The sequence below is a fragment of the Chishuiella changwenlii genome (assembly GCF_900142565.1).
In the GTDB taxonomy this organism is placed as follows: domain Bacteria; phylum Bacteroidota; class Bacteroidia; order Flavobacteriales; family Weeksellaceae; genus Empedobacter; species Empedobacter changwenlii.
In genome coordinates, this window is sequence record NZ_FRBH01000011.1 from 91,673 (window position 1) to 104,351 (window position 12,679).

Sequence of the window (12,679 nt, forward strand, 5' to 3'; positions counted from 1 at the left end):
ATCAATAACTTAAATATTAAATCATTCTAATTCTTAATTTTTTTAGCAAACACTATTTTTTTTAACTTTTCATTAACTTTTAAGTATAGTAATACTATACATAAGGTTTTACACGTGCATAAACTATTCATTTTCATTGTAAAAAAACAGCTGGTGGTCGAGCGAGTGTTTTATTTTTTATTTTAGTATACTGATTTTGAAAAAATGAATAAAGCAGCGAAAAAAATTTTAACGTTTTTTATTTTAATAGCAACTATTTCGGTAGCTAAAGCTAAAGAGCAAAAAATGTTATCTATAGAGAAGCCTTTACCAGCTTTACTAACAAAGAAGTTAATTTTAAATTCTGACTTATTAAACAAAGTTGCTAATGAAATAACTGCAAAAGATATTGTAGAAAAGGCTAGTAAAAAAATTAGCGGAATCGTTTCTTGGTATGCAGATAAATTTCACGGTAAAAAAACTTCAAGTGGTGAGTTATATGATAAAGAAGGATTAACTGCAGCACACAAAACTTTACCATTTGGTACAAAGGTTAAAGTTACCAATACAAGAAACGGGAAATCTGTAATTGTAAAAGTAAATGACAGAGGACCACATACAAAATCAAGATTAATGGATTTAAGCAGAGCAGCGTTTTCATCTATCGGCTCTACAAGTTCTGGAACATTAAATGTAGAGATGGAAATAATAGATTAAAACAAATTTTAGATATTTAGATAAAAAAAGGATTAAACATTGTTTTAATCCTTTTTTTATGTCCAAAATTTAAGTAACCAAAATATAGTGGAATAATATTTGTTTTTAATTATTTAAACAACAGATCATGAAAGAAAGAATCCAATACCGCTATAAAACAGTTAGTGAGGCTCTAGAAGAGCTAAAAAAAGATGGTTATACGATTGATTATAATATTGAGAAAGATCAATTAAAATCTGATCCAGAGAGTTTTGATATTACTTTCATTTATCGATACGAAGGAATGACAGATCCAGATGACCAATCATCTGTTTATGGAATTGTCAATAGTAATAACAATGAAAAAGGTGTATATGTTGTTGGTAATTTATCTTTAGATGATGAAGTAGATCAGTTCTTAGTTGAATTAGAAATCAAGCGAAGAAAAGACAGTTAGAAAAATAAATTTAATCTAATAGCCTATTTAAATCAAAAGGTTATAAAAAAAGCTCGATGCAAATTGCATCGAGCTTTTTAGTTTATTGTGAAACTTTCAATTAGAAAGGATATTCATAAATTTTAGACTCGTGGAAGTAAGGATGTCCTTTAGCTTCTAAGTTTAATTTAGATACTGCATTCATTACAACAAATGTAAATAATCCAGAAATCGAAACTAATGCACCAATCTCCATAAATCCGAAGTTGTGGAATGGACCAACTGCTGCTGGCATAATTTGGTTATAGAAATCCCAATAGTGACCTACTATAATTACAAATCCCATTACAAAAACGATTTGGAATCTACGTTTCATACTTGATGAAATTAAAATCAAGAATGGAGCTACTAAGTTTACAATCAACATCCAGAAGTATAAAGGATATTGAGCCATACGTTGTTGGAAGTATTGTACCTCCTCAGGAATGTTTGCATACCATTGTAACATAAACTGACAGAACCATAAGTATGACCATAATAATGAGAAACCGAACATGAATTTAGTTAAATCATGTAAGTGGTTATCATTAAATAATGGTAAAGAACCTTTCTTTTTTAAGTAGATAGACATAATAGCCATAATAGCAACCGCAGAAACTAAGTATGAAACCATTCCGTACCACATAAATAAAGAAGAGAACCAGTGTGGATCTAATGACATAATAAAATCCCATGAAAACGCTGCAGAACAAATTGCAAAGATTACAAGGTAAATTACAGATTTAGTGTATAATTTAGAATATAACTTTAAATCTCCATTAGCTTCATCTAATTTTCTAGTTGCATTCTTAATTACAAATACCATGAATGATAAAACAACTAAATAGATAATTATACGAATTGTCCAGAATGGTGTATTTAACCATAAATCTGCTTTATTCGCCATAAAAATATCATATTTAGGGCTATTTGGATCAATTAAATCTGGATCCATCCAGTGGTATAAGTGAGTTAAACCTCCTGCAGATGCTAAAGCTACGATACCAACTAAAAGAGATCCAATTGGTAAAAATGTTGCGATAGCTTCCATAACACGAGAAACAACCATAGACCAACCTGCATTAGCCACAAATTGAATACATAAGAAAAACAATGCAGAAGCTGCAATACCAAAAGATAAGTAAGCTGGCACATAAAATGCAGCCCATGGTCTGTTTTTCAATAAGTTTTCTAAATGGTGCATGTGCGCATCATGATCAGTATTTAAAGACGCATAAGAATCTGAAATATAATCACCGAAAAATTCAGTTGGATGAGCTTCTATTAAACCGTTTATATATTCATGTGAATTTGCCACATCTTGTTGATGTAAGAAAAATCCTATCCCGTAAAGTACAACTCCTATCACAATCATGATAAAAGATGCATTTTTTAATCTTGGGGAAAATGTATATTGCATAATAATTAACTTATTTTATTATTTATTTAGTTGCTGCTTCTTCAGTTTTTTCAGTTGTTGTTTCTGCGGCGGCTGCAGGTGCAGCTTCAGCAGTAGAACCACCTTTTAAACTCATTACATATTCAGCAACTCTCCAACGGTCTGCAGGAGTTAATTGAGAGGCATAAGAACCCATCGCATTTTTTCCATACATAATTACATGATAAACAGATCCTACAGTAACATCTCTTTCGCTATAATTAGGAACTCCTGAATAAGCTTTAGATTTTACGATTGAACCTTGTCCATCACCCGATTCACCGTGACAAACAGCACAGTTTTGTCCGAACAATAATTTACCTCTTTCTAAGTCTGCAGCTTTATTAGCAGCATTTAAAGGAGATGTTGTTACAGCTTTTGCTTGTGCATAACCTGCGTTATTGTTCTTAAAAGTCCAAGGTAAGATATTTCCATCTGTTCTTGCCACAGCACCTTCTACAGATTCTAATGCAGACATGTTGTGATTTTTACTAAATACAGGAACATCAGAATTTTCTTCATCGTCAGGGTATCCCATAGTTGCTTTCTGATATGGATCATATGCTGTTGCATAATACATATCTGGCATATATACGATACTTGAGTGACGTTTTTTATCAGAACAAGAAGTGATAATAATACTTCCTAATCCTATAAGTAATGCTATCTTTTTCATTATGCTTCTTGTACTAAATTATTATCATTTGATTGAACAAAATCACCTTTTACAGTTACTTCTTCAGCACCAGTTTCAACAAAAACATTTTTGATTTTCTCTACATCAGAAGTAGCAATTTCAATTAAGAATTTGTCATCTGTTGTACGAGGATCTGGATTTTTTGCTTTAGCTCCTGGATACATTTTGTTACGTACTAAATATGTTAATGACATAAAGTGCGCAGCACAAAATACTGTCAACTCGAACATAATCGGAACGAAAGCTGGCATATTTTGTCCCCAAGAAAATGATGGTTTACCACCGATATCTTGTGCCCAGTCATGATTCATAATAAACCATGTCATTAAAGATGCTAAAGTTGTTCCAAATGCACCATAGAAAAATGCTAAGTCAGAAATACGAGTTTTCTTTAATCCTAACGCTTTATCTAAACCGTGTACAGGGAAAGGTGTATATACTTCATCTATTGTAATACCTTGTTTACGAATAGATTTTACCGCTTTTAATAAATCATCGTCGTCTCCGTAAAGACCGTAAACGATTTTAGTGTTCGTGATGCTCATCTTCAGTATGATGTTTTTTATAGCTTTCGCCTGATGATTTCAAAATAGTTTTTAATTCAGATTGTGAAATAACTGGGAATGTACGTGCGTACAATAGATATAACACAGAAAAGAATCCCATAGTACCTAAGAAGATACCTACGTCTACCCATGAAGGCATAAACATTGTCCAGCTTGATGGTAAATAGTCACGAGATAAGTTGATAACGATAATATCAAAACGCTCGAACCACATACCGATGTTAACTACAATAGAGATAACGAATGTCCAGAAGAAAGAACGTCTAATAGGACGAATCCATAATAATCCTGGTACTAAAACGTTACAGATAATTAACGCCCAGAATGCCCACCAATAAGGTCCTGTTGCAGCTCCTGGAGAGAAGTATGTGAAATCCTCATAACGAGAACCTGAATACCAAGCAATCCATAACTCAGTTAAATATGCTACTGCAACCATACCACCTGTAACAACAATTACGATGTTCATGTATTCGATATGCTTACGAGTAATATAATCTTCGTAATGTAAAATCTTACGCATAACACTCAATAATGTTTGTACCATCGCGAATCCTGAGAAAATTGCCCCAGCAACGAAATATGGTGGATATACAGTTGAGTGCCATCCTTTAATAACCGATGTAGCAAAGTCAAAAGATACAATTGTATGTACCGAGAATACTAACGGTGTACATAAACCAGCTAATACCAAAGATAACTCTTCGAAACGTTGCCAGTGTTTTGCTCCACCACCCCATCCGAATGCTAAAATTCCATAGATTTTTTTAGCAAATGGTTTAGTTGCACGGTCACGTACCATAGCGAAATCAGGAATTAATCCCATCAACCAGAAAACTGTTGATACAGAGAAATAAGTAGAAATCGCGAATACATCCCATAATAATGGAGAGTTAAAGTTAGGCCATAAAGATCCAAATTGATTAGGAATTGGGAATACCCAATACATTAACCATGGACGACCCATGTGAATTACAGGGAATAACGCTGCCTGTACAACGGCGAAGATAGTCATAGCTTCCGCAGAACGGTTTACCGACATTCTCCATTTTTGACGGAATAATAATAAAACGGCTGAGATAAGTGTACCGGCGTGACCAATACCTACCCACCATACGAAATTGGTGATATCCCATCCCCAGTTAATCGTTCTATTTAATCCCCAAACACCAATACCAGTTCCAATAGTGTATGCGATAGCTCCTAATCCGAAGATGAAAGCTACCATTGCAATACTGAAACATGTCCACCACAACTTACTTGCTGGCGTCTCTATTGGACGAGCAATGTCTTCTGTGATATCGTGGTAGGTTTTATGTCCTAAAATAAGGGGTTCTCTTACCTGTGATTCGTAATGTGACATATTTGTTTACCTTATTAATTCTTTATAATTTAATTAAGCTTGTTCTTTTCTGTTTCTAACTTTTACTTGATAGATAACGTTTGGTTTTGTACCAATTTCTTCTAATAACACATAAGAACGTTTATCTTTAGATACTTGTCTTACTTGTGATTTTTCGTCATTGATATCTCCAAATTTCATTGCCCCTGTTCCACAAGCTGCAGCACAAGCACAAGCATCCATAAACTCTTCGTCTCTAACAGCTCTGTTTTCTTTCTTCGCTCTTAAAATTGTTGCTTGAGTTTCTTGGATACAGAATGAACATTTCTCAATTACTCCTCGTGTACGTACAACAACATCTGGATTAAGTACCATACGACCTAAATCATTATTCATGTGGAAGTCATATTTATCGTTATTCGCCCAGTTAAACCAGTTGAAACGACGTACTTTATAAGGACAGTTATTTGCACAGTAACGAGTACCAACACAACGGTTATATGCCATCATGTTTTGACCTTGACGACCATGAGATGTTGCACCTACTGGACACACAGTCTCACAAGGAGCGTGGTTACAGTGTTGACACATCATTGGTTGGAAAATCACATCTGGATTTTCAGCCTCTGGCTTAATTAAACGTGTATATTGTTGTGGTTCGTTATCTGGATCAGATTCTATCGCGATCTTTTGAGTTAATTTACCTTCTGGATCTTGGTAAGTTACATCAGAGTAGTAACGGTCAATTCTTAACCAGTACATATCTCTAGACATACGCATTTGCTCTTTACCAACAGTTGGCGTATTATTCTCTGCTTGACATGCTATAACACAAGCTCCACATCCAGTACAAGAGTTCATATCAATTGTTAAATTGAAATGAGGTCCTGTAGAACGATCAAAACTAGCCCATAAATCAACCTCACCCATTGGAGAATCTCCTCTCCAAGTTGGTAATTTTGCAGTTGGATTCCATTCTTCACGGTCTGTGTTAATAAAATCTGCTAAAGAAACTTCTCTTGCGATTTCATAACGTCCCATTAAAGTTGGTTGTTGTTGCATGTTAGCAAACTCGTGCTTATCTGTACGAGAAGATTTTTCAATCTTAACATTAGAAGCTCCTACGTTTCCTGAGTATAATGCAAATGCGTTAACACCTACATTGTTTGCAACTTTACCAGCTTTAGTACGTCCGTAACCAAATGCTAAACCTACTGTACCAATTGCTTGACCTGGTTGAATGAATACTGGAACATTTTCTAAAACAGTTCCATTAACAGTTAAGTTTACAAACTCACCGTCAAATTGCATTCTTCCGTTATGTACGTTATAGTTATCTTGAATTTTGATTCCTAATTTCGTAGCATCATTTGGATTAACTGTTAAATAGTTATCCCATGAGTTTCTAGAAATTGGATCTGGTAATTCTTGTAACCAAGGGTTATTTGCTTGAGTACCATCTCCTAATCCTGATTTTGAATAGAATTGAATTTCCCATTCTGTTGCTTTAGCAGAAGCTAATTTAGAAGCAGCTGCTCCAGCAACACCAGTATTAGCTACAAAAGAAGTAGTTTCTGGTGACTCATTATAACCGTTGTATAATGCTTTATTAAAATCTACACCTACTTTAGGTAAAATAACTGTTTCCCAGTTTTGTTTTACATATAAATAGAATGGAGAAACTTTTTGTCTTGTTGCAGAAGTTGCCATCACCATAATTGGATCATTTGGATCTTCTACTTCTGTTACTTTAGTAACACCAGTTAACCAAGCGATTAATGAATCTTGAAATTGACGAGAATCAAAAATACGAGGAATTGTTGGTTGTTGTAATGAATATACACCTGTTACTGGGCTGAAATCATTCCAAGACTCTAAACCATGAGTAACCGGAGCAATAACATCCATTGCAGATGCAGTTTCGTCTAATTTTTCAACTAAACCAACTTTTAATCCGATGTTTTTAAATGCAGCTTCAATTTCTTTTGCATTTTTAGCATTGTAAATTGGATTAGTTTGGAAGTTTAATAAAACTCCTACTTGTCCAGCTTTAGCTTCAGCAACAAATTGTTTGAAAGTAGCATCGTTAGATTCTTTTAATAATACAGCTTTTCCGTTTAATGCAGCAGAACCTAAAACTTGGTTAATTGCATAAGAAATAGCAATAGCTTCTTTAGAACCGTCTGCCATTACAACAGCTTTAGATCCTTTCGCTTTTAATTCAGCAACAATTGCTTTAGCTTCTTTCGTAGAAACTGCACCTCCTGTTAATCCGTTATAAACTTCCGCTAAAACTTTTTCTGTATCAGTTGGTTTTAATGGATAACGAGTATCAGCATTAGCACCAGTTAAAGATAAAACAGACTCAACTTGAATGTGACGTAACATGTTTGGACCTGGCTTACGAACTACTCCGTAATCACCTTCCATACCACCACCATTAAAATCTCCTAAGAAATCAGCGTTGAAAGCAACAACTAATTCAGTATTCTTAAGATCGTAAAATGGTAATTCTCTTTTTCCGTATACTTCTTGAGCAGCGTCTAATGCGTTAGAATAAGAAACAGCATCATATACTACGTGTTGAGTTGTTGGATATTTTGTAGCAAATTCTGCAATCAAATTTTTAGTTGTTGGAGATGGTAAAGATGGTGTTAAAATAACCACTTTTTTCCCTCCTACTGATGCTAATGCTTTTGTAACACGTGCATCAATTTCTTTCCAAGATGTTGCTTTGAATTTATCTCCTCCATTTACTAATGGAGATTTTATTTTATCTGAATCGTATAATGATAATACAGATGCTTGAACTCTTGCATTTGTAGAACCAAAATATTGCGCTCCTTTATTTGCATCAATACGGATAGGACGACCTTCTCTCGTTCTTACTAAAACGTTAGCATAATCGTATCCATCAAAAACTGTAGATGCATAATAAGTAGGTACACCAGGCATAATATTCTCTGGTTTTACTACGTAAGGAACAGATTTTACGATTGGAGCTTCACAGGCTGCTAATGTAACAGCAGCTGTACTGAACCCTAAAATCTTCAAAAAGTCACGTCGTGAAGTTTGACTATTCTCCATGGCGTTAGTATTCCCTAAGAAATTATCTACAGGAATCTCTTCTGCAAATTCATTGGTAGTTAACTTTTCATTTAATGTATTGTCAGTTAACTCCTCAAAACTTTTCCAGTAATTTTTCTTCGAAGCCATTTATACTCCTCTCTTTTTTATATTAATAATGACATTTACCACACTCTAAACCACCGATAGCATCAACTGTAATCTTAGTTGCATCACCATACTGTTTTTTAAGTTTTTCGTGTAATTCTGCGTAATATTCTTTGTTATACTCGTTGTCCATATCTACTTCTGTAGTTCTGTGACACTCTATACACCATCCCATTGTGAAATCATTCGCCATTTTAACCTCGTTCATTTCATCTACACGTCCGTGACATGCGAAACAAACTTGATCTCCTGAACCAATGTTTAACTCTTTAGAGTTTGGAATAGTTCCGTCTTTTATTGCTTTTTTGATTGCTTTCTCTCCTGCTACAACGTGTTGAGCATGGCTAAAGAATACGAAATCTGGCATATTGTGAATACGAACCCATTCGATTGGTTTTTGTGGACCATCGTATTTATTCGTTTCTGGATTCCATCCAATCGCTTTATACATTTTTTGGATTTCTCCTGTATAGAACGTTTTAACAGCATCTTCATCAGCAAATTTACCTGAAGTAATTAATTCTTCTTCGAAATAATCTCCTTTGTATTCTTTGATTGTTTTGTGACAGTTCATACAAACATTTGGAGAAGGAATACCTGAAACCTTACCATATTTTGCAGAGCTATGACAATACTGACAATCGATACCTTGTACACCTGCGTGAACTTTATGAGAGAAATAAATTGGTTGTTCTGGCTCGTAACCTTTATCAACTCCAATTCCCATTAATCCCCAATAAACATTGTACAATGCAAAGAATGCCAAAATAGCTACAGCTATAGTACCAACTTTTTTGTATTTTTCAAATACTTCTGAGAATGAAAAAGCAGCTTTTTCTTCAGCAGTATTTAAATCTTCTGTTGCTGTTGCTTTAACTAATGCATTAACGCGAACCAAGATCCACAATAATAATGCAGCTAAAACTACAAATCCAACAGCTATTACACCTGAATTAGCTCCTCCACCTTGTGCAGCTTCAGCAGCTTTTTTATCAGCAGCTTCTTTCTTTTTAGCAGCTTTTGCTTCTTCAAATGCTTTTAGACCTCCGTCTGGGTCTGCAGTATATGCTAAGATATTATCAATATCACCATCAGATAAGTTAGGGAATGCTAACATCTCAGTGTTATTGTACTCAGCAAAAATTTTGTTTGCGTACGCATCTCCAGATTCGCGTAAAGCTTTGTTGTCCTTAATCCAAGCGTGTAACCACTCTTTTCCAAGTCCAGCTTCTTCTTGTACGCGTTTCTCAACATTACGTAATTCCGGCCCTATTAACTTACCATCAATCTGGTGACAAGTCGTACAGTTGGCTTCGAATAACTCGTAACCTTTACCTGCATCTTGGGCATTTGCTAAGGAGAATGCCGACATAACTATCGCGCAGCTCCATAAACGTATTCTTTTTAGAAATCTTGCCTTCATTTACTTAAATAATCTCAGTTCGTTGTTTCTTTTAATTCGTTTTTATTTGAACACTTAACTAGAAGCAAAAATAACCTCATTACTTAATAAAATCATAAAGTTTGCATACTGAACTTTGTCATTCAGCTTAATTTAAAACGTTTCTAAATTAATTGTTAAAAAAAATACATCCATAAAAATAATTTATTGGTTTAATAATTTACTCAACAATCTGCTTCAAAAACATTGATGTAAAAATACATAATACCACTCTTTTTATTAATAATAGTCAATTTTTATTCGCATTAATTAATCCTTATTATATATAAATGAGTAAATAATTATTTGATTAACATTAATAACTAAATAGGAAAAAGTATATTTGTACAAATTAATTCATCCCATGAAAAAATTTATTGCAGTTTTTTTTATAATACTTTCTTCTTCAATTTTTGCTCAAGAGAAAATTGATACTATTCAAATTATTAATAATGGAACATTAAATATGGAAATTGATTCTTCTATATATAATGTAATAAAAGCAAAAGAAGATGCAACATGTGTTTACACACCTAAAAAAAGTGTGGAAAAGAAACCAACTATAAAATCTAGTGATCCTTGTGCAGGAAATGCTCAAGTGAATGGTTTTAAAATTCAGATTTATTATTCTAAAAACAGACAAGAAGCGAACAAAGTAAAAGATGAGTTTAGCAAATTATATCCTGATATGTCTGTTCAAGTAACATATTATACACCTGATTATCGTGTTTTAGTTGGGGATTATTTTTCTAAAAACTCTGCTTCTAAAGATATTAGAAGATTAAGATCAAAATATAATAGCTCATTCTCTATTCCTTTTAAGGTTTTATGTAGAAAAGCTCAATAAATCTGATGAGTGATGAGTTTTTAATTATTAATTAAAATTGCTCACTTATATTTTTTTCATTTTAACTACCAAATAACAAAATAATGATTTTAGATAAACTAAATAATAAAGAAGCAAAATTTAATGATGTTATTCAATACATCGAAGATAATTACACTTATACAGCTTCTGCTTTTACAAACGGAAATCAAGAAAATGCATCAGATCAAAATCAGGGAAGTGCTAAAGTTTTCGCTTTTGCAAAACTAAATAACTTTTCTAAAGATGATACTTTAAAATTATTTGCAGAACATTATGCAGCTGTTTTAGAAAATCCGAATGGAACTGACCATAATAATATTAGACAGTTTATGGAAAACGGTTGGGAAGGTATAAAATTTGAAAATGAAGTTTTAGTTGCTAAAAACTAGAATTAAAAATATATAATAAAAAAAGAGCTATCTTAATTAGATAGCTCTTTTTTTATTTATCGTTCTAACGTAAAATTCTTAATAACTGTCGGACGATCTTTTTCGTTGGCTACTTTCCAAGAAGTTCGGTACATCCATTCTGTCATCTTATATAATTTTTTAAAATTGATATTTTCTGACTCGTCTTGTGGTGTGTGGTACTGATCGTGTAAAACACTTGTAAAGAAGATTGCTGGAATTCCTTGTAATGCATAAGGAAGATGATCGCTTCTAAAATAAAAGTATTCTGAATGATTTGGAGAATCCCAATCCTTTAAATACGTAAACTTAGTACTTTCATTATTTGCATCTTCAGCCATTTTAACTAACTCTTCAGAATTCTTATGAGGTGCATTTCCTCCTAAAAGAGCTGCTTCATTATTATCATTTCTTCCAATCATATCACCATTTAAAACAGCAACTATTTTTTCTTTTGGAACAACTGGATGAGTCGCATGCCATCTAGAACCTAAAAGACCTCTTTCTTCCGCTCCATGAAATACAAATAAGATACTTCTTTTTGATGGTTGAGCTTTATAAGATCTCGCCATTGCTAACATCGCTACACACGTACTTGCATTATCATCTGCACCATTATATATGGTATCGTTTTTAACAGGGTGTCTTATTCCATCGTGATCTTGATGACCACTAATTAAAACATATTCATCTTTTAATTTTGGATCTGTTCCTTCTATTTTACCAATAATGTTAACAGATGGATACTTGTAAGATTCTGTAATAAGGTTTAAAGAAATTTTTGGATTATTCTTTACCCAATTTACATTTTCTCTTTTCAACCAAAGTACAGGAATATTGTTCGTGATTTTTTCTCTTAATCCTTCTCCTCCATAAGTTCCTCTTGTCATTTGATGCCAAACCTCAATCCAACTTTTTTCAGAAATATCATCTGTTATAAAAATAATTCCTTTTGCTCCAAGACTAACAGCAGTTTCATAATATTTTGCACGTACAAAACCAGGGTATCTTCTTACAAAAAGCGTCATATCTTTTGATATATTTTTATCAGAAGCATTTACAGCTAAAACTTTTCCTTTTAAATTTAATTTTGCTAAATCTTCTGGCTCTGCATTTCCTGCATAAACCACATCTCCTTCTATTTGGGCATTTACTGGTTCAGCAACTAAAAAGTCGTCCCAAATTTTTAAAGATTGATTTCCTAATTTCAATGTACTTTGTGGAATAATTTGATGACGGTACATATCAAAAAACTGAAAGTAAGTTCCGTTATCTCCCGCAGGTTGCATACCAGCTTCTTTTGCTTTATTTGCTAACCACATAGAAACTTTTAGTTCATCTAATGTTCCTGCTTCTCTTCCCCAAAATTCGTCTGCTGCAAGTTCGTACATATCTTGTTTAAGATCTTTCTCTTTAATTGCAGAAACTAATGGCTTTTTATACGATTGTGCAGATACTGCTCCAATCATTAAAAAACTAAAGGCAAATACTATATATTGCTTCATTTTATAATTAATTAATAAGTGTAAAAATAAG

At 33.2% G+C, this 12,679-nt stretch carries 11 protein-coding genes; 4 read left to right on the plus strand and 7 right to left on the minus strand.

Annotated features, from left to right (window positions below; genetic code table 11):
• Positions 1–204 precede the first annotated feature (204 nt).
• Complete coding sequence (locus BUA86_RS13760; protein ID WP_072933616.1) at positions 205–696, plus strand: septal ring lytic transglycosylase RlpA family protein; 492 nt, start codon at positions 205–207, stop codon at positions 694–696.
• Positions 697–823: 127 nt separating this feature from the next.
• On the plus strand, positions 824–1,132 hold the full coding sequence (locus BUA86_RS13765; protein ID WP_072933618.1) for a hypothetical protein: 309 nt from the start codon (positions 824–826) through the stop codon (positions 1,130–1,132).
• A 100-nt stretch (positions 1,133–1,232) separates the two neighbouring features.
• Here the strand turns inward: BUA86_RS13765 and BUA86_RS13770 are convergent, their stop codons facing one another.
• Genes BUA86_RS13770 through BUA86_RS13795 form a run of 6 tightly spaced genes read right to left on the minus strand, consistent with a single transcriptional unit; the run spans position 1,233 to position 9,850 of the window.
• Positions 1,233–2,570 carry a hypothetical protein gene (locus tag BUA86_RS13770; RefSeq protein ID WP_072933620.1) on the minus strand — a complete coding sequence of 446 codons (1,338 nt, stop codon included), beginning with the start codon at positions 2,568–2,570 and terminating at the stop codon, positions 1,233–1,235.
• Positions 2,571–2,592: 22 nt separating this feature from the next.
• Positions 2,593–3,264 (minus strand): c-type cytochrome, encoded by a 672-nt coding sequence (locus BUA86_RS13775; RefSeq protein WP_072933622.1) that lies wholly within the window; start codon positions 3,262–3,264, stop codon positions 2,593–2,595.
• Positions 3,264–3,830 (minus strand): DUF3341 domain-containing protein, encoded by a 567-nt coding sequence (locus BUA86_RS13780; RefSeq protein WP_373282289.1) that lies wholly within the window; start codon positions 3,828–3,830, stop codon positions 3,264–3,266. The genes BUA86_RS13775 and BUA86_RS13780 overlap by 1 nt, the downstream gene beginning before the upstream one ends.
• Complete coding sequence (nrfD, locus tag BUA86_RS13785) at positions 3,811–5,214, minus strand: NrfD/PsrC family molybdoenzyme membrane anchor subunit (RefSeq protein ID WP_072933624.1); 1,404 nt, start codon at positions 5,212–5,214, stop codon at positions 3,811–3,813. Before nrfD ends, BUA86_RS13780 begins: the two co-directional genes overlap by 20 nt.
• A gap of 33 nt (positions 5,215–5,247) precedes the next feature.
• A complete protein-coding gene (locus tag BUA86_RS13790) occupies positions 5,248–8,409 on the minus strand; it encodes a TAT-variant-translocated molybdopterin oxidoreductase (RefSeq protein WP_072933626.1) in 3,162 nt (1,053 codons plus the stop codon).
• A 22-nt stretch (positions 8,410–8,431) separates the two neighbouring features.
• Positions 8,432–9,850 carry a c-type cytochrome gene (locus tag BUA86_RS13795; RefSeq protein WP_072933628.1) on the minus strand — a complete coding sequence of 473 codons (1,419 nt, stop codon included), beginning with the start codon at positions 9,848–9,850 and terminating at the stop codon, positions 8,432–8,434.
• Between the two features lie 382 nt (positions 9,851–10,232).
• On the opposite strand from BUA86_RS13795, the gene BUA86_RS13800 reads away from it, so the two are divergent.
• Positions 10,233–10,715, plus strand: coding sequence for an SPOR domain-containing protein (locus BUA86_RS13800; RefSeq protein WP_072933630.1), 483 nt, complete (start codon positions 10,233–10,235; stop codon positions 10,713–10,715).
• A gap of 83 nt (positions 10,716–10,798) precedes the next feature.
• On the plus strand, positions 10,799–11,125 hold the full coding sequence (locus BUA86_RS13805) for a HopJ type III effector protein (protein WP_072933632.1): 327 nt from the start codon (positions 10,799–10,801) through the stop codon (positions 11,123–11,125).
• A gap of 56 nt (positions 11,126–11,181) precedes the next feature.
• On the opposite strand, the gene BUA86_RS13810 is transcribed toward BUA86_RS13805, so the two are convergent.
• Entirely contained in the window at positions 11,182–12,648 is a 1,467-nt protein-coding gene (locus BUA86_RS13810) for a M20/M25/M40 family metallo-hydrolase (protein ID WP_072933693.1), read from the minus strand.
• Positions 12,649–12,679: the final 31 nt, after the last annotated feature.